Origin of the sequence: Janthinobacterium fluminis, assembly GCF_028595325.1 — a bacterium.
GTDB lineage: Bacteria > Pseudomonadota > Gammaproteobacteria > Burkholderiales > Burkholderiaceae_D > Janthinobacterium > Janthinobacterium fluminis.
Map to the genome: position 1 here is coordinate 129,596 of NZ_JAQQXR010000010.1, position 20,754 is coordinate 150,349.

Annotated in this window: 15 protein-coding genes and 2 tRNA genes; 15 read left to right on the forward strand and 2 right to left on the reverse strand. The window is 65.4% G+C overall.

Features of this window, described 5'->3' with window-relative positions; translation table 11 throughout:
- Nucleotides 1–3: 3 nt before the first annotated feature.
- Nucleotides 4–957, reverse strand: a complete 954-nt coding sequence (trxB, locus tag OIK44_RS21420; RefSeq protein WP_273673783.1) for a thioredoxin-disulfide reductase — start codon at nucleotides 955–957, stop codon at nucleotides 4–6.
- A 259-nt stretch (nucleotides 958–1,216) separates the two neighbouring features.
- Here trxB and OIK44_RS21425 point away from each other — a divergent pair, with 259 nt between their 5' ends.
- The 3 genes from OIK44_RS21425 to OIK44_RS21435 are packed head-to-tail and all read left to right on the forward strand — an operon-like array spanning nucleotide 1,217 to nucleotide 5,577.
- Complete coding sequence (locus OIK44_RS21425; RefSeq protein WP_273673784.1) at nucleotides 1,217–3,571, forward strand: DNA translocase FtsK; 2,355 nt, start codon at nucleotides 1,217–1,219, stop codon at nucleotides 3,569–3,571.
- Nucleotides 3,572–3,575: 4 nt separating this feature from the next.
- The gene (gene lolA, locus OIK44_RS21430; protein WP_420213875.1) at nucleotides 3,576–4,220 is read left to right on the forward strand and encodes an outer membrane lipoprotein chaperone LolA; all 645 of its coding nucleotides are present in this window, start codon (nucleotides 3,576–3,578) and stop codon (nucleotides 4,218–4,220) included.
- Between the two features lie 49 nt (nucleotides 4,221–4,269).
- Nucleotides 4,270–5,577 (forward strand): replication-associated recombination protein A, encoded by a 1,308-nt coding sequence (locus OIK44_RS21435; protein ID WP_273673785.1) that lies wholly within the window; start codon nucleotides 4,270–4,272, stop codon nucleotides 5,575–5,577.
- A gap of 66 nt (nucleotides 5,578–5,643) precedes the next feature.
- Here OIK44_RS21435 and OIK44_RS21440 read toward each other — a convergent pair whose 3' ends face one another.
- A complete protein-coding gene (locus OIK44_RS21440) occupies nucleotides 5,644–5,994 on the reverse strand; it encodes a DUF2917 domain-containing protein (RefSeq protein ID WP_273673786.1) in 351 nt (116 codons plus the stop codon).
- A 177-nt stretch (nucleotides 5,995–6,171) separates the two neighbouring features.
- Between OIK44_RS21440 and OIK44_RS21445 the strand changes: the two genes are divergently transcribed.
- From OIK44_RS21445 to OIK44_RS21500, 12 genes are all read left to right on the forward strand, one after another.
- The gene (locus OIK44_RS21445; RefSeq protein WP_273673787.1) at nucleotides 6,172–7,623 is read left to right on the forward strand and encodes an aminotransferase-like domain-containing protein; all 1,452 of its coding nucleotides are present in this window, start codon (nucleotides 6,172–6,174) and stop codon (nucleotides 7,621–7,623) included.
- Nucleotides 7,624–7,703: 80 nt separating this feature from the next.
- Nucleotides 7,704–8,996 (forward strand): serine--tRNA ligase, encoded by a 1,293-nt coding sequence (serS, locus tag OIK44_RS21450; RefSeq protein WP_273673788.1) that lies wholly within the window; start codon nucleotides 7,704–7,706, stop codon nucleotides 8,994–8,996.
- A gap of 125 nt (nucleotides 8,997–9,121) precedes the next feature.
- A tRNA-Ser gene (locus OIK44_RS21455) sits at nucleotides 9,122–9,212 on the forward strand.
- 131 nt (nucleotides 9,213–9,343) lie between these two features.
- Nucleotides 9,344–9,434: transfer RNA gene (locus OIK44_RS21460), tRNA-Ser, on the forward strand.
- Nucleotides 9,435–9,576: 142 nt separating this feature from the next.
- On the forward strand, nucleotides 9,577–9,960 hold the full coding sequence (locus OIK44_RS21465; protein WP_273673789.1) for a DUF2946 domain-containing protein: 384 nt from the start codon (nucleotides 9,577–9,579) through the stop codon (nucleotides 9,958–9,960).
- A gap of 146 nt (nucleotides 9,961–10,106) precedes the next feature.
- Nucleotides 10,107–12,287: a TonB-dependent receptor gene (locus tag OIK44_RS21470; protein WP_273673791.1), complete on the forward strand. Its 2,181-nt coding sequence runs from the start codon at nucleotides 10,107–10,109 to the stop codon at nucleotides 12,285–12,287.
- A 13-nt stretch (nucleotides 12,288–12,300) separates the two neighbouring features.
- Nucleotides 12,301–13,767 carry a PepSY domain-containing protein gene (locus OIK44_RS21475; protein WP_273673792.1) on the forward strand — a complete coding sequence of 489 codons (1,467 nt, stop codon included), beginning with the start codon at nucleotides 12,301–12,303 and terminating at the stop codon, nucleotides 13,765–13,767.
- A 136-nt stretch (nucleotides 13,768–13,903) separates the two neighbouring features.
- Nucleotides 13,904–14,722 (forward strand): sulfotransferase family protein, encoded by an 819-nt coding sequence (locus OIK44_RS21480; RefSeq protein ID WP_273673793.1) that lies wholly within the window; start codon nucleotides 13,904–13,906, stop codon nucleotides 14,720–14,722.
- Between the two features lie 513 nt (nucleotides 14,723–15,235).
- A complete protein-coding gene (locus OIK44_RS21485) occupies nucleotides 15,236–16,702 on the forward strand; it encodes a glycoside hydrolase family 19 protein (protein ID WP_273673795.1) in 1,467 nt (488 codons plus the stop codon).
- Between the two features lie 70 nt (nucleotides 16,703–16,772).
- The gene (locus OIK44_RS21490; RefSeq protein ID WP_273673796.1) at nucleotides 16,773–19,175 is read left to right on the forward strand and encodes a chitinase C-terminal domain-containing protein; all 2,403 of its coding nucleotides are present in this window, start codon (nucleotides 16,773–16,775) and stop codon (nucleotides 19,173–19,175) included.
- Nucleotides 19,176–19,406: 231 nt separating this feature from the next.
- On the forward strand, nucleotides 19,407–19,877 hold the full coding sequence (locus tag OIK44_RS21495; protein WP_273673797.1) for a chemotaxis protein CheW: 471 nt from the start codon (nucleotides 19,407–19,409) through the stop codon (nucleotides 19,875–19,877).
- Nucleotides 19,874–20,754 (forward strand): CheR family methyltransferase (locus OIK44_RS21500; protein WP_273673798.1); only part of this gene is annotated, 881 nt, incomplete at its 3' end. The genes OIK44_RS21495 and OIK44_RS21500, both read left to right, overlap by 4 nt.

Sequence of the window (20,754 nt, forward strand, 5' to 3'; positions counted from 1 at the left end):
CGCTTACTCTTGGCCTTCCAGGTAGCGCTGGGCGTCCAGCGCCGCCATGCAGCCGGTGCCGGCGCTGGTGATGGCCTGGCGGTAGATGTGGTCCTGCACGTCGCCGGCGGCGAACACGCCCGGGATGCTGGTGGCCGTGGCCATGCCTTCGAGGCCGGTGCGGGTCTTGATGTAGCCGTTGTGCATGTCGAGCTGGCCTTCGAAGATGCTGGTGTTCGGCTTGTGGCCGATGGCGATGAAGACGCCGTGCACCTTGAGCGCGGTGACCGCGCCGTCGACGCTGGACTTGATGTTGATGCCCGTTACGCCGCCTTCGTCGCCCGTCACTTCGTCGAGCGTGTGGTTGTATTTCAAGACGATCTTGCCTTCGGCCACTTTCGCGTTCAGGCGGTCGATCAGGATCGCTTCGGCGCGGAACTTGTCGCGGCGGTGTATCAGCGTCACCTTGTTGGCGATGTTCGACAGGTACAGGGCCTCTTCGACGGCGGTGTTGCCGCCGCCGACGACGGCCACTTCCTGGTTGCGGTAGAAGAAGCCGTCGCAGGTGGCGCAGGCCGACACGCCCTTGCCCATGAAGGCCGTTTCCGATTCCAGGCCCAGGTACTGGGCCGACGCGCCGGTCGAGATGATCAGCGTGTCGCAGGTGTACTCATGGCTGTCGCCGATCAGGCGGATCGGTTTTTCGCTGAGCTTGGCGGTGTGGATGTGGTCAAACACGATGTCCGTGTTGAAGCGCTCGGCGTGCTGCAGGAAGCGCTGCATCAGTTCCGGACCTTGCACGCCCATCGGGTCGGCCGGCCAGTTTTCGACGTCGGTGGTGGTCATCAACTGGCCGCCTTGCTCGACGCCGGTTACCAGCATCGGTTTCAGGTTGGCGCGGGCGGCGTAGACGGCGGCGCTGTAACCGGCAGGGCCGGAGCCGAGAATCAAAACGCGGGCGTGTTTGGTAGTGGTCATGGAGGGCTTCTAAATAGGTTTGATGGACCCGAATTGGGGCCGATTGCTGCAAGGACAAGGGTTGCCGCCGGGCCGGGCGTTCGCGCCGCGGCGGCGGGGCGCGCAGACATTGCACTTGCGCAAGCAATGGCGAGATTATAGACGAAGCGGCGCGCCGGTATGAATCGTGGGGCCGGCCCGGCCGCGTATCGCTTAGAATAGCCATATGTGGGTATTTCCCAGTCCGCAACATGTATCCAGTTGCATCGTTTTTTAAAGTATGACGAAACCAAGCCAAGCCACCCCCTCCAGTTACACCCGCAGCGCAACCGAACGCCAGCCCTTGCCGAACCGGCTGGTGCGCCTATTGTCGGAGGCGCGCTGGTTCGCGCTGGCCGCCTTCGGCCTGTATTTCGTGTTGATACTGCTGAGTTACACCAAGGGCGATCCCGGCTGGTCGCACGCCAACGTCGTGCCCAAGGTCGCCAACCTGGGCGGGCGCGCCGGCGCCTGGGTGTCGGACCTGTTGTTGTATATCTTCGGCTTTTCCGCCTGGTGGTGGTGCGTCTGCCTGTTGCGCACCGTCTGGAACGGCTACCGCGGCCTGACGCAAAAGTTTTTGCTGGAAAAAGAGAGCGAGCCGGAGCACCAGCAAGAGATGCTGATACGCGCCGTCGGCTTCGTGCTGTTGTTCATCGGCAGCATGGGCCTCGAATACCTGCGCATGTACTCGCTGCATGTGCAACTGCCCCTGGCCCCGGGCGGCGTGCTGGGCCGCGTGGTCGGCCATGCGGCCCACGTCGCCTTCGGCTTCACCGGCGCCACCTTGCTGCTGTTGCTGCTGTTCGGCCTCGGCTTCAGCCTGTTCTTCCATGTGTCGTGGCTGGCGGTGGCCGAGCGCATCGGCGCCGCCATCGAGGACGCCATCGACTGGTTCGTGTTGCGCTATGAAGACAGGGAAGACCGCCGCCAGGGCGAGGTGGCGGCCGTCAAGCGCGAGGAAGTCGTCGTCGTCGAGCGCGCCAAGCATGTCGAGAAGCACGTCGCCGCGGCGCCGATCAAGATCGAGCCGCAGATTGTCGCCGTGGTCAAGTCGGAGCGCGTGGAAAAGGAGCGCCAGGCCACGCTGTTCCAGGAAATGCCTGACAGTAATCTGCCGCCCCTGTCCCTGCTCGACGAGGCGCCCGCCGCCGTCGAGACGGTGTCGGTGGAAACGCTGGAATTCACCAGCCGCCTGATCGAGAAGAAGCTGTCGGACTTCGGCGTCGACGCCAAGGTCGTCGCCGCCTATCCGGGGCCGGTGGTCACGCGCTATGAAATCGAGCCGGCCACCGGCGTCAAGGGCAGCCAGATCGTCGGCCTGGCCCGCGATCTGGCCCGTTCGCTGTCGCTGACCTCGATCCGCGTCGTCGAAACCATCCCCGGCAAGAATTACATGGCGCTGGAATTGCCGAACCCGAAACGGCAGATCGTGCGCCTGACGGAAATCCTCGGCTCCAAGGTCTACAACGACGGCGTCTCCAGCCTGACCATCGCGCTGGGCAAGGACATCGCCGGCAAGCCCGTCGTCGCCGACCTGGCCAAGATGCCGCACTTGCTGGTGGCCGGCACGACCGGCTCGGGCAAGTCGGTCGGCATCAACGCGACCATCCTGTCGCTGCTGTACAAATCCGACCCGCTCGACGTGCGCCTGATCCTGATCGACCCGAAAATGCTGGAAATGTCCGTCTACGAGGGCATTCCGCACCTGCTGGCGCCGGTCGTCACCGATATGCGCCAGGCCGGCCACGCGCTGAACTGGGCCGTCAACGAGATGGAGCGCCGCTACAAGCTGATGAGCAAGCTGGGCGTGCGCAACCTGGCCGGCTACAACGCCAAGATCGCCGAGGCGCAGAAGCGCGAAGAGCACATCCCGAACCCCTTCAGCCTGACGCCGGACGCGCCTGAGCCGCTGGAGAAACTGCCGACCATCGTCATCATCATCGACGAGCTGGCCGACTTGATGATGGTCGTCGGCAAAAAGGTCGAGGAATTGATCGCCCGTATCGCGCAAAAGGCCCGCGCCGCCGGCTTGCACTTGATTCTGGCGACGCAGCGCCCATCTGTGGACGTGATTACCGGCCTGATCAAGGCGAACATTCCCACCCGCATCGCCTTCCAGGTGTCGTCGAAGATCGACTCGCGCACCATTCTCGACCAGATGGGCGCGGAGGCGCTGCTGGGCATGGGCGATATGTTGTATATGCCGCCCGGAACCGGCTTGCCGGTGCGCGTGCACGGCGCCTTCGTGTCCGACGACGAGGTGCACCGCGTCGTCAGCCACTTGAAGGCGCAGGGCGAACCGAATTACGTGGATGGCATCCTCGAAGGCGGCACGCTGGAAGAGGGCGGCGCCGATGGCGCGCCGCCGGGCGAGGGCGGCGGCGAGGCCGACCCGATGTACGACCAGGCCGTCGCCGTCGTGTTGAAAAACCGGCGTGCCTCGATCTCGCTGGTGCAGCGTCACTTGCGCATTGGCTATAACCGCGCGGCCCGCCTGCTGGAACAAATGGAGCAGAGCGGCGTCGTGTCAACGATGCAATCGAACGGCAACCGGGAAATCCTGGTGCCGGCGGCGAGCGCAGAACAAGGATAAACGCATGAGCATGATGAAGAAACACACTGTATTGAGCGCCCTGGCTTTCGCCTGCGGCCTGTTGTGCGCCGGCGCCGCGTCCGCCAGCGCGCTGGAGCAATTCAAGACCTTCGTGAGCGCCACCAAGGCGGCCAAGGGCGAGTTCACCCAGCGCCAGATCAAGAAGGTCGACGGCGTGAACAAGGTGTCGGCGCCGTCCAGCGGCACCTTCGAGTTCGCCCGTCCCGGCAAGTTCATCTGGAACTATGTGAAACCATACGAGCAACTGTTGCAGGCCGATGGGGAGCAGCTGTACGTCTACGACAAGGACTTGAACCAGGTCACGACCAAGAAGCTGGGCAACGCGCTGGGCTCCTCGCCGGCCGCGATCCTGTTCGGCAGCAACGACCTGGAAAAGAACTTCACCCTGGCCGAGGCCGGCAGCCGCGACGGCATGGAGTGGTTGAAGGCGACGCCGAAGGCGAAAGACACGACCTTCGACGACATCAGCATCGGCTTGCGCAACGGCGTGCCGGAGGCGATGGAGCTGCGCGATTCCTTCGGCCAGACCTCCGTGCTGGCGTTCAAGAACTTCCAGAAAAATCCGCCGCAATCGGCCGCACACTTTAAATTTGTCATGCCCAAGGGCGCCGACGTCCTCAATAATTAAGGCAGGGGCGGCGCTGGCCGCCTCCCGGCCCCGCAATCGGTAATCACCCATGGCTGACCTATTTTCCACCGCACCGCGCCAGCCCTTGGCCGAAGCGCTGCGGCCCAAGCACCTGTCCGAAGTCATCGGCCAGGGCCACTTGCTGGGCGCGGGCAAGCCCCTGCGCCTGGCCTTCGAGGCCGGCAAAGCCCATTCGATGATACTGTGGGGGCCGCCCGGCGTCGGCAAGACCACGCTGGCGCGGCTGATGGCGCACGCCTTCGACAGCGAGTTCATCGCGCTGTCGGCCGTGTTCGCCGGCGTCAAGGATATCCGCGCCGCGATGGACCAGGCCCAGCACAATCTGGACCAGTCCGGCAAGCACACCCTGCTGTTCGTCGACGAGATCCACCGCTTCAACAAATCCCAGCAGGACGCCTTGCTGCCCTTCGTCGAATCGGGCCTCGTCACCTTCATCGGCGCGACCACCGAAAACCCCAGCTTCGAGGTCAACTCGGCGCTGCTGTCGCGCGCCCAGGTGTATGTGCTGAAGTCGCTCAACGAAGACGAGATGAAGCAATTGTTCGAGAAGGCGCGCGCGAGTTCGCTGCCGCACCTTACCTTCGACGCCGTCGCCGTCGACACCATGATCGGTTTCGCCGACGGCGACGCGCGCCGCTTCCTGAATCTGCTGGAGCAGGCCGAGACGGCGGCCGGGTCGGCCGGCATCACGAGCATCGATGCGGCCTTCGTCGACAATGCGCTGACGCTGAACTCGCGCCGCTTCGACAAGGGCGGCGACAATTTCTACGACCAGATTTCGGCGCTGCACAAATCGGTGCGCGGTTCAAACCCGGATGCGGCGCTGTACTGGTTCTGCCGCATGATAGACGGCGGCGCCGACCCGAAATACCTGGCGCGCCGCATCGTCCGCATGGCCTGGGAAGACATCGGCCTGGCCGACCCGCGGGCGCTGACGATCGTCAACGACGCGGCGGAAACCTATGAGCGGCTCGGTTCGCCGGAAGGGGAGCTGGCGCTGGGGCAGGCCCTGATCTATCTGGCCATCGCGGCCAAGAGCAATGCCGGCTACAACGCCTTCAACACGGCGATGGCCTTCGTCAAGCGCGACAAATCGAAGGAAGTGCCGGTGCATTTGCGCAACGCGCCGACCAAATTGATGAAGGAACTGGGCTACGGCCACGCCTACCGCTACGCCCATGACGAGCCGGATGCCTACGCGGCCGGCGAAACCTACTTCCCGGACGGCATGCCGGAACCGGGCTGGTATCGCCCCGTGCCGCGCGGACTGGAAAGCAAGATCGCCGACAAGCTGGCCTGGCTCAGGGAACTGGACCGCAAGGCGGGCAAGGGCTAGGAAAAGCCCGTTTCGCCGATCGCCGGATCGCCGATCCCGTCTGAATCGGCGCCCCGGCCCCCGCTCTTAACGCAGCGCTTTCTGTTCCCCCTGCACCGCGTGCCAGATCCGGCGCAGCAGCTCCGCCGCGCGGCGCAGCGTGCGCGCCAGCGATGCCTGCCCCGGCAGCGCCGGCGACTTGACCCGCACCCGGCCGTTGCCGATGGCTTCGACCAGGGTCAGCCCATTGTTCGGGACGATGAACACATTGCCCTCGCGCAGGGAGAAGTCGGTCGTTTCGCCGTAAGCGGTGATCAGGGCGCGGCCCGAGACGCATTCGATGCGCCGCCCCGCCGCGTTGCTCAGGCGCAGCAAGTGCCGCTCCGTCAATTCATATTCCACATGGCCTTTTGCCCGTGCCGCCGCTAGCTTGCTCATTTCCGTCTCCCTGGCTGTCAAAACATGGGGCCAGAATACGGCGTCGCAGCCGACCATAACAGATGCAATAAACGACAATTGTTACCATGACAGTGGCGTTTCATCTAAACTGTTATGCTCGAAAATGCTGGTAACTGTATCTGTCTGCGCGTTCCCTGTTTGCGTCACAATCGCTAAATGACCATGCAAATCAACCTCTACGAACAATTGGCCAACGAGCTGGGCGCGCTGATCGCCAGCCGCGTCTTCGCGCCCGGCGACCGGCTGCCGTCGATCCGCCACCTGGCGCAGCAAAAGCGCCTGTCCGTCAGCACCGTGATGCAGGCGCTGCGGCTGATGGAGGACCGCGGCCTGGTCGAGGCCAGGCCGCAGGCCGGCTACTACGTGCGCCACCGCGCCAAGATGCTGGCGGCGATGACCGACACCCAGCACTTGAAGGAGCCGGCCTTTGTCGGCATCAACAATGTGCTGATGCGCGTGCTGAGCCTGAACGAATCGCCGAACGTCATCCAGCTCGGCTCGGCCTGGCCGCCCGACGAAATGCTGCCGATCAAGCGCATGCAGCGCACCGTCAGCTCGGTGGCGCGGCGCGATCCGGGCCTGCTGGCCAAGGTCAGCTGCTTCGAGACGAACGAACCGAACTTCCTGCGCCAGATCAACCGGCGCACGCTGGACTGGGGCCAGTTGGACCCCGGCGAGATCGTCGTCACCAGTTCCTGCACCGAGGCCATCAGCCTGTGCCTGCGCGCCGTCGCCAAGCCGGGCGACACCATCGCCATCGAGTCGGCCACCTATTTCGTGCTGCTGCAGATGATAGAGAGCCTGGGCATGAAGGCGCTGGAGATTCCCACCCATCCGAAAACGGGGCCGTCGCTGGACGCGCTGGAACTGGCGATGCGCGCCGGCCTCGTGCAAGCCTGCCTGTTCATCCCGAACGCCAACAATCCGCTCGGCTGCCTGATGCCGGAGGAAAACAAGAAGCGCCTGGCGGCGCTGCTGTCGCTGCACGGCATTCCGCTGATCGAGGACGACATCTACGGCGACCTGTGCTTCGCCGCCGAACGGCCGTGGCCGGTGAAAGCCTACGACACCAGCGGCCACGTGCTGCTGTGCTCCTCGTTCTCGAAGGCGATCACGCCGGCGGCGCGGGTCGGCTACGTCGTCGCCGGGCGTTACGCGCAGGAGGTGGCCTTGCTGAAAGCCGTCTCCAGCGGCGCCACCAGCCATTTCTTCCAGGCCGTGCTGGCCGACTTCCTCGCCGGCAGCAGCTACGACAACCAGACGCGCAAGATGCGCCGCGTGCTGGCCCAGCGCATCGCCCGCATGTCCGACGCCGTGTCGACCTATTTTCCCGCCGAATGCTCGCTGTCCGAGCCGCAGGGCGGTTTCGTGCTGTGGGTGCAGATGCCGGAGCAGGTCGACGCCATGGCCCTGCACCGCAGCGCCATCGGCGAGGGCATCGCGCTGGTGCCGGGGCCGCTGTTTTCCGCCTCGGGCAAGTTCGGCAATTACATCCGCCTCAACTGCGGCAACACCTGGAGCCCGGAAATCGAGCGCGCCATCGGCACGCTGGGGCAACTGGTGCACCGGGCCGCCGATGCGGCGCTGCCGGCCTGTTTGCAGGATTGAGGCGGAACTGCGCAAAACTCATAAAGAAGTGGGCGCGGCTTGGTACAATTGCGTTTTCGACATAGCGCCATTACTTCCCCATGATAGACATTCAACTTCTCCGTAAAGACATCGACAACGTCGCGGCGCGCCTGGCGACACGTAAATTCCAGCTCGACGTGGCCGGCTTCAACGCCCTTGAGGCCGAGCGCAAGGCGATCCAGACGCGCACCGAGGAACTGCAGGGCAAGCGCAATGCGCTGTCCAAGCAGATCGGCATGTTGAAGGGCAAGGGGGAAGATACCTCGGCCGTGATGGCGGAAGTGGCCGGCCTGGGCGACGCGCTGAAGGCGGACGAAACGGCGCTGGCGCTGGTGCAGGCGAAGATGAGCGAGTTCATGCTGACGCTGCCTAACCTGCCGCACGAATCGGTCGCCATCGGCGCCGACGAAAGCGCCAACGTCGAAGTGCGCAAGGTCGGCGCGCCGCGCAGCTTCGATTTCGAGGTCAAGGACCATGTCGACGTCGGCGCCCCGCTGGGTCTGGACTTCGACGTCGCCACCAAGCTGACCGGCTCGCGCTTTTCGGTGATGAAGGGCGGCATCGCCCGGCTGCACCGGGCGCTGGCGCAGTTCATGCTCAACACCCACGTCGACGAGCACGGCTACACGGAATGCTACACGCCCTATATGGTCAACGCCGAATCGCTGCGCGGCACCAGCCAGCTGCCGAAATTCGAGGCGGACCTGTTCTCGGTGAAAAAAGGCGGCCAGGAAGGCGAGGGCGAAACCTTCTACCTGATCCCGACGTCGGAAGTGTCGCTGACCAATATCGCCCGCGACGAAATCCTCGCGCTCGACGCGCTGCCCTTGAAGATGGCGGCGCACACGCCATGCTTCCGCTCGGAGGCGGGCAGCTACGGCCGCGACACGCGCGGCATGATCCGCCAGCACCAGTTCGACAAGGTCGAAATGGTCCAGGTCGTGCACCCGGACAGCTCCTACCAGGTGCTGGAAGAGATGCTCGGCCACGCCGAAACCATCTTGCAGCGCCTCGGCCTGCCGTACCGCGTGGTCGCCCTGTGCACCGGCGATATGGGTTTCAGCGCCACCAAGACCTATGACCTGGAAGTGTGGCTGCCGGCGCAAAACACTTACCGCGAAATTTCCTCGCTGTCGAACTGCGAAGCCTTCCAGGCGCGCCGCATGCAGGCGCGTTTCCGCAACGCCCAGGGCAAGCCCGAGCTGGTGAACACGCTGAACGGCTCCGGCCTGGCCGTCGGCCGCACCCTGGTGGCGGTCCTGGAAAATTACCAGCAGGCGGATGGCAGCGTCGAGATCCCGGCCGTGTTGCAGCCTTACATGGGCGGCCTGACCCGTCTGGCCGCGGCCTGAGCTTGATGGCGGGGCAGGGCGGCGGCTTGCAGTGGAAATCTGAAGATTTCCATTTTTGCCCCTTCCGTTTTTTTTATACCCTGCTATAATCTTGTTCTCGCAGCAGCAAGCGACAGAAGCAAGCAGGAAAGGTGGCAGAGTGGTCGAATGCGCTGGACTCGAAATCCAGTGTACATCTTTGGTGTACCGTGAGTTCGAATCTCACCCTTTCCGCCAGAATTTAAACACCTAGGTGTTGAGCGGCAGAGCAAAAGCCCCATTGCTGGGGTTTTTTGCTTTTCGCGGTGTCTGGTGGCTGGAAAGCCTGTTGCGGTCTGGTCGTTGAAGTGGGAAAGAGCAGTAAATTAGGAAAGGTGGCAGAGTGGTCGAATGCGCTGGACTCGAAATCCAGTGTACATCTTTGGTGTACCGTGAGTTCGAATCTCACCCTTTCCGCCACGATTTAGTTCCGGCCCATGCCGGAACGACCTGAAACCCGCGCCCCTCACTGGGCCGCGGGTTTTTTGTCGTCCAGCGCCGCCGCGTCAATAGTTCGTATGGCGCCTTGACGCTCCCATGGGCGGTGTTTAGAATCGCGGCCATGTCCCCATTCCTCGCCCTCCGCCGCCTGTTTTCCTGGATCGCGCTCGCCGCCATCCTGGGCCTGGCGCTGGTGCCGACGCTGTCGCAGGCGCTGGCCAAGGACGGCGGCTCGTGGATGCAGATTTGCTCGGCCCAGGGCAGCAAGCTGGTCGCCGTGGCCGACCTGGCGCCGGCCGATCCGGGCGCACCGTCGACGCTGCAACTGGAGCATTGCCCGTTCTGCGTGCTGCACGCGCCCCTGCTGCCGACGCAGCCATTGCGCTTCTCGTTCACCCTACCGGAAGTCGCGCCGGCCCGCTATCCCAGCCTGTTCTTCTCCGCGCCGCGCCCGCTGTTCGCGTGGAGCAGCGCGCACCCGCGCGCCCCGCCCGTCCTCTCCTAGATAGCAGCACCCCGGCCATCGCAGCCCGGCGCCAGTCGCGCCGGCCGATGGGGCGTGCGCCTGTTTGCGCATGCATTTTCCGCCCCGCCGCGCGCGCGTCAGCGCCGGCGCAGGCGAAGCACTTTCTAGTTTCGAGGCAGTCCCGTATGAACTTCAATAAAACCGTAGTCGCCGCCGCCGTCGCCGCCCTGTGCGCACCGGCCTTTTCGCAATCGTCCCCATCGGGCCAGCCGGAAGTCCGGACCCTGCCGACGGTCACCGTCAGCGCCAGCCGCGCCGGCGACAAGCTGTCGCTCGACGAGGTCAACAACACCGGCTCGCGCCTCGGCCTGACGCCGCGCGAGACGCCGGCCTCGGTCGCCATCGTCGACCGCGCCACCATCGAGGCGCGCGGCGCCGCCAACACCCAGGAGATCTTGTCCAGCGTGCCCGGCGTCACGGCCGCGTCGCCGCCGGGCTCGGCCGGCTCCGTGTATTATCGCGGCTTCGGCTCGTCCAGCCTGACCCAGTTGTTCAACGGCATCACGCCGCAGTACGACGCCATCGCCGCGCGCCCCGTCGACAGCTGGATTTATGAGCGCGTCGAGGTCATCGGCGGGCCGTCGACCTATCTATTCGGCGCCGGCGCCGTCGGCGGCTCGATCAACTACGTGACGAAGTTGGCGCAGCGCGACGCCGACGCGCTGGAATGGCGGGCCCGCTACGGCTCCTTCGCCACGGCCGACCTGGCGCTGGGCGTGAACCGGCGCCTCGGCGAAGCCGGCGGCGCGCAGCACTACGCGCGCCTGGACGTCAACCGCGGCCGCAGCAACGGCTATGTGGACGGGCAGCGCCGCGACGCGCTCAATGTCGCCGCCTCGCTGCTCAGCGACATCGGCCCGCGCCTGTCGCACACGCTGGCGCTGGAGTACCAGCACGAGAAAGTCGACCGGCCGTACTGGGGCACGCCGCTGCTGAACCCGGCCACGGGCGACGGCCGCATCGACCCCGCCACCCGTTTCAAGAACTATAATTCGGCCGACGGCGTCTACGAGCAGACCGTGCAGTGGGCCCGCTCGCTGCTGGAATACCGCCTGTCGCCGAACAGCACGCTGAAGAACACCGTCTACCATTACAACGCGCTGCGCGATTTCCGCAACGTGGAAAACTATGCTTTCAACGCCGACAACACGAAGGTGCTGCGCTCGGGCGCCTTGTTGCAGCGCCACGACCAGCAACTCAACGGCGACCGGGTCGAGTGGACCCATAAGGGCGAGCTGGGCGGCATGAAGGCGGACTGGTCGGCGGGGCTGGACTACAGCCGCAACACGCAGACGCGCTTCCCGCTGTCGCTGTCCGGCCCCGTCAGCACGGTCGACCCCTATGTTTTCCAGACCGAGCGCTTTTTCGACGTGTCCGGCATGAAACCCGGCTTCACGCCGGACCGCACCAACAAGGTCAACACGCTGGCCCTGTTCCTGGAAAACCGCCTGCGCCTGACGCCGGCGCTGGCGCTGGTGACGGGCCTGCGGCATGACCGCATCGACATCGAACTGGTCAACCACAAGACGGCCAGCGCCGCCAATCCGGCCGACTTCAAGCACAGTTACCGGCCGACCACGGGCCGCCTGGGCCTGGTGTACGACCTGGCGCCGCACGCCAATGTGTATGTGCAGTACAGCACGGCGGCCGATCCGCCGGCCGGCATCCTCAGCTCGATTTCCTACGGCCAGGCACGCGGCTCGGAGCTGACCACGGGGCGGCAGTTCGAGGTCGGCAGCAAGTTCGACTACCTTGGCGGGCGTGGCAGCGCGACGCTGGCGGCCTATCAGGTGTCGCGCAAGAACCTGGCCATCGCCGACCAGAACAATCCCGGCACCACCTTGCCGGTGGGCCAGCAATCGGCCCGCGGCGTCGAGGCGGCCACCTCGTTCAAGCTGAACCCGGCCTGGCTGCTGGAGGGCAATCTGGCCTACACGGACGCGCAATACGACAGCTTCATCGAAACGGTCGGCGGCAAGGCCGTGTCGCGCGCCGGCAAGGTGCCGGCGAACATTCCGGCCTGGGTGTCGAACCTCTGGCTGAGCTGGAACGTCAGCCCCGCGCTGCAACTGAGCGCGGACGCGCGCCACCTGTCCCGGCGCTACGGCAACACGGCGAACACGGTCAGCGACGCCGGCTACACGCTGTTCGGCGCCAGCCTGAGCTATCAGATCCAGCCCAACACGCGGCTGACCGCCCGCGTGAAAAACCTCACCGACAAGGTGTATGCGGCCAATGTCGGCAGCACCAGCTTTTACCTCGGCGCGCCGCGTTCGCTGGACTTGACCCTGCAAGCGTGGTTCTGAGGAGGGCGGCGGCATGAAGCGCAAGCTGTATTTGATTCACCGCTGGCTCGGTATCGTGTTGTGCCTGTTCATGGCCATGTGGTTCTTCTCCGGCGTGGTGATGATGTACGTCGGCTATCCGAAACTGAGCCACGCCGAGCGCCTGGCCGCGCTGCCCGAGCTGGACGGGGTTAACTGCTGCGCGACGCTGGAGCAATGGCTGCAGGCGGCCGGCCGCGACGGGGAGCCGGCGGCGGTTCGCCTGACCTCGGTTGCCGGGCGTCCGCGCGCGCTGCTCAACTATGGCCGGGCGGGCGTGGTCGCGCTCGACGGCGTCAGCGGCCTGCGCGTGGACGGCGTCGGCGCCGACGACGCGCTGGCGGCGGCGCGGGCCTTCATGCCGGGCGTGCCAGCCTTTCACGAGGATCTGGTGGACGAGGACGCCTTCAGCCACTCGAAGGCGCTGGACGCGCAGCGGCCGCTGCACCGCATCCAGATGGCCGACGCCGCGTCGACGCGGCTGTATGTGTCGGCGCGCACCGGCGAGGTGGTGCGCGACGCCAGCGCAAGCGAGCGCGGCTGGAACTGGGTCGGCAGCTGGATACACTGGTTGTACCCGTTCCGCGGCGGCGTCACGGAGCGTTTCTGGAACGACATCGTCACCTACAGCTCCATCGCGGCCACCGTGCTGGCGCTGCTGGGCATGCTGGTGGGCGTGTGGCGCTGGCGCTTCTCGGGGCGCTTCCGCAGCGGCTCGCGTTCGCCTTACCGCGAACCCTGGATGCGCTGGCACCACCTGCTCGGTCTGCTGTTCGGCACGTTGACCGTCACCTTCATCTTCAGCGGCCTGATGTCGATGAATCCCTTCAAGGTGCTGGACTCCGGCGCGCCCAAGGTCGGGCAACAGCAGCGCTGGCAGGCCGCCCGCTTCACGCTGCCGGCGCGCGAGGCGCTGCGGCGCCTGGCCGCCAGCGGCTTCGAGGCGCGCGAGCTGGAATGGCGCGTCGTCGACGGCGCCGGCTATTTCCTGGCGTGGGACGGGCAGGGCCGCACGCGCCTGCTCGCCGCCGGGGGCGAGGACGGGGCGCAGCCGTTTGCGGCGTTCGACATCGCGCGCATGCGGGCGCTGGGCGGCGCCATGCTGGCCTCCAGCAAGGTAACGGAGGCCAGCGTGCTGAGCGAGTACGACACTTACTACTACAGCCGCGACGCCCACACGATGACGGGGGGGATGAAGCACCTGCCCGTGCTGCGGCTGAAGTTCGACGATCCGCACACCACCTGGTTGTACCTGGACCCGTCCAGCGGCGCCGTCGTCAAGCAGCTTGACGGGCACCAGCGCGCCAAGCGCTGGCTGTTTGCGCTGTTGCACAGCTGGGACTGGGCGCCCCTGCTGGAGCGGCGTCCGTGGTGGGACCTGTGGATGATCGTCATCTGCGCCGGCGGCATGCTCATCAGCGTGACCGGCATCGTCATCGGCTGGCGGCGCTTGCGTCCTTGAGGGGGGAATGACGCTAATGTCGGCCTGAGCTTGACGGCGCGCGATTTAAGCGTCAAATTGTCCTTCATTGCATCGAAATCAACGATCGGAAGGGAAATGCCATGCGTCCTCTTCATCCAGCCCAGGCGTCGCGCCGATGACGGCCAACTTCATCGGCGTGACCGGATTGCCGCGGGCCGGTTCAACCTTGCTGTGCCAGATGCTGGCGCAGCATCCGGACATCCACTGCGAGGGGCATAGTTCGCCCTTGTGCAACACCCTGCTGGGCATGCGCCGCATGGTCAGCGACGACCAGTTCTTCCTGTCCCAGCTCGACAGCGCTTTCGAGGCCAGTTACGCCCACCTGATGTCGGCCATGCGCGCCTACTTGCGCGGCTGGTATCACGACTGCGACAGCAAAGCCGTCGTCGACAAGAACCGGGCCTGGCTGCACGCCATCGAGTTGCTGCTGGCGCTGGCGCCGGAAGCCAAGCTGGTCGTCTGCCTGCGCGAGCTGGGGCAGATCTACGGTTCCATCGAAGCCCAGCACCAGCGCACCATCCTCGTCGACTTCATCGACCACCTCGCCGACTTCGACCGGATGGGGCGGGCCGACATGTTGTTCGCCAAGGACAGGTCGATCGGCGCGCCCCTGAGTTCCCTGCACGCCGTCATCGATCTACCGGCCGAGGTGCAAAAGCGCCTGTATTTTGTCCGCTTCGAGGACCTGGTCGAGCAGCCGGCCGCCTGCATGTCGCACCTGTACGCGTGGCTGGGTTTGGCGCCCTGCACGATCGACCCGAACCAGCTGACAGTCGGCGTCCAGGAGAGCGACAGCCACTACCATATGAAGTATCCGCACCGCCAATCCACGCGCATTGCCAAGCCCAGGCGGCATGACATTCCACCGCGCATCCAGGCGCAGATTGAAACCGCCTGCGCCTGGTTCTACGAGCTTTATTACCCGAAAAAATGAAGCTCGGCGGGGACGGGAAAACGGCCGCGCCGCCGCGCGCGGCCGGCACCATACCAGTTCCCGAATCGCCGAAAAACGGTATTCATTCAGCGCTGTATGACTTGATTGCCGCTTTGCATAGACTCTTTCCCTCCCTCATTTCCGGGCCGCCGCGAGGACGCGGCAATGCCTGCCGGCCTTCCCTGGACGCCGGCGCCCGGGGAAAATAATTTTAAATAAAATCAATAATCTGTAGCGCTTTATTCATGCTGGATAGGTGTATTCAGCATGCGATGCTTTTGCTGTTTTATTAATCTTGCCGGATGCCGCAACAGCGTCCCCGGCACCCGCGTTTATCCCCGCCGCGACCGCGTGATCTTGTAAGTGGTATTGCAAAATTGCTCTTTAGTAAAAACCACTTGACTACCAATTTTCAACATCGCATGCTCTTTGCAGAAAGCGGCGCCGCTGCGCGCGCTTTTGCAGCAGAAAAAACTACATAGATGGTTTTTCGCAAAACTTTGGGAGACAACCTTGAAAACGAAACGAACGAGCCGGCTGTTCATCAGCCTGTTGGGCGGTTTGCTGGGCGGAACACTGGCAGCTTGCGGTGGCTCCTCGACCAGCACGGACACGCCGACGACACTGCTGGCGCAGCTCAGCGTCGGCGAAACGTGCACGGCATGGGACGCGAACCAGGTCTACGTCGCGCCGCAGTGCGTCATCTACCAAGGCAATGTGTATAAGGCCAAGTGGTGGGTGAAGGGCGAGATCCCCTCGGCTGATCCGTATGGGCCTTGGGCCCTCGTGCCGCTGACGCCGACACCGACGCCGCCGCCAACGCCCACTCCGACGCCCACCCCGACGCCGACGCCTACACCGACGCCGCCCCCGACGCCGACGCCGGGCATTCCGACGCGGGCGCAGGCCGAGGCGACGGAGGCGGCCCTGACCAACAACGATTTCTTCCGCAAGGTGAAGGCGTCGATCCGCACACTGCCGAACGCCGACGTCGACCGGGTGCAGGCGGGGCTGGCGAGCAATCCCGTCAACGTCAGGCGCGTCGAGCGCTTGCTGCCGGCGCTCAAATGGGATTTCTATTTCGCCGTGCGCGATCCCAGTTACACCTACCAGCGCTTCCTGCAGGCGGTGGCGAAATTTCCGGCCGTGTGCGACGACTACGCGGACGGCCGCAATGCCGACAGCATCTGCCGCCACACGCTGGCAACCATGTTTGCCCACTTCGTGCAGGAAACCGGCGACCACAACGCCAGCATCCCGACGCCGCAATGGCGCCAGGGCTTGAAGTATCTGCGCGAGTTGGGTTGCGACGAAACCGGCGCCGGTTGCGGTTACAACGTCGAATGTGCCGACCCCGTGTTTAACAAGGTGTGGACCTGCGGCGTGAATGCCGATGGCAGCTTCAAGAAATACTTCGGGCGGGGCGCCAAGCAGTTGTCGTACAACTATAACTACGGTCCGTTCTCGCAGGCGATGAACAATGGCGACCAGTCGGTGCTGCTGAAAAATCCCGATCTGGTGGCGTCCACCTGGCTCAATCTGGCCTCGGCGACGTTCTTCTTCGTGTATCCGCAGCCGCCGAAACCGTCGATGCTGCATGTGCTCGACGGCACCTGGGTGCCGAACCAGGCCGATATCGCCGCCGGCGCGGGCAATGATTTCGCCACCACCATCATGATCATCAATGCCGAGTGCGGCCTGGGCACGGAAAAGCCGGCCGCGCAAAACCGCATCGACTACTTCAAGCAATTCGCCGCCGACCTTGGCTGGAATTACAGCGCCGAGAAGTTGTCCTGCGCGACGATGCAGCGTTTCGGCCCCGCCAGTTCGGCGTCCTACAACATCTACTGGGAAAAGAACTGGAAGGCGGGGGGCGAGAACCAGTGCCAGCTGGTCAGTTATCAGACGCCGTACAGCGCCCTGATCGCGGACAACTACGTGAAATGCGTGGAAGCGAACTGGAACGTGAAGCTGAAGTAAAGCGAGGTCGAGTAGCGGGCAGAGAACAACGATTCTTTCGCGGTAAAACCATAACCGGATGGAGACAGACTTGAAAACCCAACGTAATGCTGTATTGATGGCGATCCTGGGCGGCATGCTTGCCGCTTGCGGCGGCGGGCAGGAGCAGGGCGGGCCGACGGCCGCCCAGAAGGCGAGCCTGGCCGCCGCCGTGGCGGCGCCGGCCCCGACGCCGGCGCCCGACTGCAAACCGTATGTCGCGGGCGCCAGCTACAGCGCCGGGCAGGTGGTGTCGCATGCCAGCGGCAACTATATCTGTAGCGTGGCCGGCTGGTGTTCTTCCGGTCATGCCGCGTATGAACCGGGCGTCGGTTGGGCATGGCAACAGGCGTGGTCTGCGGCGGGCCCCGAAGCCTGCGTGACGCCGACGCCCGTGCCGACGCCCACGCCGCCTACGCCGACACCCACGCCTGTCCCGCCAACGCCCACGCCCACCCCACCCACGCCCACCCCGGCGCCGACGCCGTGCCGTCCGGACGGCCTGATTTCCAGCGTAGCCAGCGTACCGTATTGCAAGGTCTACGACGCCAACGGCCGGGAAATCCTCGCCAATGGCTTGAATCGCCGCATCATCGGCTACTTCACCAGTTGGCGCACCGGCGTCGACGGCAGTCCGACTTACCTGGTCAATAATCTGCCCTGGGACAAAATCACCCACGTCAACTACGCCTTCGCCTCGGTCGATCCGGCCACTTTCAAGATCGCCATCGGCAGCGGCGCGAACAACCCCGAAACGGGGCTGACCTGGCCCGGCGTGCCGGCTGCGGCGATGGACCCGTCGCTGCCGTACCAGGGCCATTTCAACCTGCTGGCCCAGTACAAGAAGAAAAACCCCGCCGTCAAGGTGATGGTTTCCGTGGGCGGCTGGGCGGCCAGTACCGGCTTCTATACGGCCACCACCAACGCCGACGGCTCGCTCAACAGCGCCGGCATCAACACGCTGGCCGATTCGATGGTGGCCTTCCTGCGCCAGTACACCTTCTTCGACGGCATCGACATCGACTACGAGCATCCGACGACGAACGCGGAAGCGGGCAATCCGCTCGACTTCGGCCTCTCGAAACCGCGCCTGCACGGCTTGATGGCCAGCTACAATGTGCTGTTGAAGACGGTGCGGCAGAAACTCGACGCGGCGGCCGTGGCCGACAATAAATACTACCTGCTGACCATCGCCGGCTCGGCATCCGGCTGGGTGCTGCGCGGCGAGGAAAACATGTCCGGCCTGCAGTACCTCGACTACGCCAGCCTGATGTCCTACGACTTGCACGGCGGCTGGAACCAGTATGTCGGCCCCAACGCCGCCCTGTTCGACGACGGCAACGACGCCGAGCTGAAGGCCGGCAACGCCTACCAGTACCAGAACATCGGCTACCTGAACACCGACTGGGCTTACCGCTACTATCGCGGCGCGCTGCAGGCGGGGCGCATCAATATCGGCGTGCCGTACTACACCCGCGGCTGGAAAGACGTGAACGGCGGCAGCAACGGTCTGTGGGGCACGACGGCGGTGGTCAACTCGCCCGTCACCTGCGCCCGCGTGAAGACGTGCGGCACGGGCGCGACCGGCATCGACAATGTCTGGTTCGACCTCGACAGCGAGGGCAAGCCGGTGCCCGGCGGCGGCAACCCGCTGTGGCACGCGCTGAACCTGCAGAACGGCATCGTGCCGGACTATCTGGACGCCTACAAGGTCAGCGACAAAACCCTGGTCGGCACCTATGCGCCGTTCTACAGCAGCACGATGGTGGCGCCGTGGTTGTGGAACGCGACCAAGAAGGTGTTTATCTCCACCGAAACTACCCAGTCGATAGGCGCCAAGGCGCAGTACATCATCAACAATCAGATCGGCGGGGTGATGATCTGGGAGATGGCCGGCGACTATGCCTGGGATGCGACTAAGAACGGCGGCAAGGGCCAGTACGGCATGGGTTACACGCTGACGAACACCCTGTACGAGGCCCTGCGCACGGCCGGCCCTTACGGCAACAAGCGCGCCGAGGGCGAGGTGCCGGCCATGACCGCCAACGTCAGCATCACGCTGGGTTCGTGGAAACCGGGCGACAGCAACTATCCGATCAACCCGGTGATGACGGTCAAGAACAACTCGTCCCTGGTGCTGCAGGGCGGCACCGTTTTCGAGTTCGACTATCCTGTGTCGGCGCCGTCCGACCTCAGCGACCAGTCCGGTTTCGGCTTGAAGACCATCGTGGCCGGTTACACGGGGCCGAACAATATCGGCGGCTTCAAGGCCAACTTCAACCGCGCCCGCTTCGCGCTGCCGTCCTGGCAAACGCTGGCGCCGGGCGCGTCGGTGGCGCTGACGCTGAATTACCGGCTGCCGATCTCGGGACCGTCGAATTACACGGTGACGTTGAGCGGCGTCAAGTATGCGCTGCCGCAGGAGCATCCGGAGTTGCCGGTGGGCGTGCGTTAAGCGGGATCGGCGCGTGACAGGGGGCAGGGCGGGGCGCATAGCCCCGCCCTGTTGCCATTGCGCGCATGCCTGACGCGCAATGATGGCGACACTGTACGAAAATTGCTGATGTGCGGCAAGACTAAGTGTACTATCCATTGCAAGCCGTCTCTGCGCGCGGCGGCAAGGCCCACATGCTTGATGGGCTCGCTGTCGCCGCGCCCCGCCCGGCGCCGCCTGAGGAGCTTGACCGTGCCGAATGAGCCTGTGCCGTCGACGTCGTTCCTGCTGTGCCGCAGCCATGGCCTGCTGTGCGCGCTGGCGCTGCCCCATGTGCGCGAAATCATGCGTGCCCAGCCGCTGGAGGCGCTGCCCGAGATGCCCCCCTGTATGCTGGGCCTGGCCCTGATCCGCGGCGCCGCCGTGCCGGTGCTCGACCTGGCGCGCCTGCTCGGCGGCGCCGGCGTCGCGCCGGGCGGGCGCTTCGTCGCGCTGGCACTGGGCCGGGGCCGGCTGGCGCTGGCCGTCGACTCCGTGCTGGGCGTGCGCGCGCTGGACGCGGCGGCGCTGGGCCAGGTGCCGCCCCTGCTGCAGGGGGCCGACGCCGGCATGGTGGCGGCCGTCGCCACGCTCGACGCCGAGCTGATGCTGGTGCTGCAGGCCGGCCGTCTGGTGTCCGACGCCGTCTGGCAGGCGTGCGCGGCGCGGCAGGCGGCCGCATGACGGCGCTGCCGGGCGTGCGCGAGGTCAAACGTTTCCGCGAGTTGATCGCGGCCCGGCTCGGCCTGGACTTCGACGAGGCCCGGCTCGGCAACCTGGCCAAGCTGCTGACGGCGCGCGGCGGCGCCGACTGCGGCGCCTACCTCGATAGCCTCGATGGCGCGGCCGACGCCGCCGAGCTGGCGCGCCTGGCGCCCGAGCTGACCGTCACCGAGACGTATTTCTTCCGCAGCATAGACCAGATCCGCGCCTACGCCGAGGTGGCGTTGCCGCAGCGCCTGCAGGCCGGCGACGGCCTGCGCCCGGTGCGCGTGCTGTCGGCCGGCTGCGCCTCGGGCGAGGAGCCGTATTCGCTGGCCATCGCCGCGCTGGCGCTGGCCGGGCTAACGCCGAACCGGCTGGCGCTGACGGGGCTGGACATCAATCCGCTGATGCTGGCGAAGGCGGCGCAGGCGCGTTACACGTCCTGGTCGCTGCGCGAATTTCCCGCCGAGCTGAAAGGCCGCTGGTTCCGTCCCGACGGCGACGCCTTCCTGCTCGACGACGCGATCCGCCGCATGGTGCGCTTCGAGCAGCGCAATCTGGCCCAGGAGGGCGCCGACTTCTGGCTGCCGGGATCGTTCGACATCGTCTTTTGCCGCAACGTGCTGATGTATTTCACGCCCGCGCAGGCCCAGGCGGCGGTGGCGCGCATCGCCCGCGCGCTGGCGCCGGGCGGGTATTTCTTCTTCGGCCATGCGGAAACGCTGCGCGGCCTGTCCAACGATTTCCACCTGTGCCACAGCCACGGCGCCTTCTATTACCAGCGCAAGGGCGAGGCGCTGGCGGCTGCGCCGGCGCCGCCGGCGGCCGCGGCGCCGCCGCGCTGGCCGGCTGCGCC

Excerpts from the sequence above, each read along its gene's own strand:
- trxB (WP_273673783.1), bottom strand. The coding sequence starts at position 957 with ATGACCACTACCAAACACGCCCGCGTTTTGATTCTCGGCTCCGGCCCT.
- lolA (WP_420213875.1), top strand. The coding sequence starts at position 3,576 with ATGAGCATGATGAAGAAACACACTGTATTGAGCGCCCTGGCTTTCGCC.
- serS (WP_273673788.1), top strand. The coding sequence starts at position 7,704 with ATGATAGACATTCAACTTCTCCGTAAAGACATCGACAACGTCGCGGCG.
- OIK44_RS21465 (WP_273673789.1), top strand. The coding sequence starts at position 9,577 with ATGTCCCCATTCCTCGCCCTCCGCCGCCTGTTTTCCTGGATCGCGCTC.
- OIK44_RS21445 (WP_273673787.1), top strand. The coding sequence starts at position 6,172 with ATGACCATGCAAATCAACCTCTACGAACAATTGGCCAACGAGCTGGGC.
- OIK44_RS21470 (WP_273673791.1), top strand. The coding sequence starts at position 10,107 with ATGAACTTCAATAAAACCGTAGTCGCCGCCGCCGTCGCCGCCCTGTGC.
- OIK44_RS21440 (WP_273673786.1), bottom strand. The coding sequence starts at position 5,994 with ATGAGCAAGCTAGCGGCGGCACGGGCAAAAGGCCATGTGGAATATGAA.
- OIK44_RS21435 (WP_273673785.1), top strand. The coding sequence starts at position 4,270 with ATGGCTGACCTATTTTCCACCGCACCGCGCCAGCCCTTGGCCGAAGCG.
- OIK44_RS21425 (WP_273673784.1), top strand. The coding sequence starts at position 1,217 with ATGACGAAACCAAGCCAAGCCACCCCCTCCAGTTACACCCGCAGCGCA.
- OIK44_RS21480 (WP_273673793.1), top strand. The coding sequence starts at position 13,904 with ATGACGGCCAACTTCATCGGCGTGACCGGATTGCCGCGGGCCGGTTCA.
- OIK44_RS21475 (WP_273673792.1), top strand. The coding sequence starts at position 12,301 with ATGAAGCGCAAGCTGTATTTGATTCACCGCTGGCTCGGTATCGTGTTG.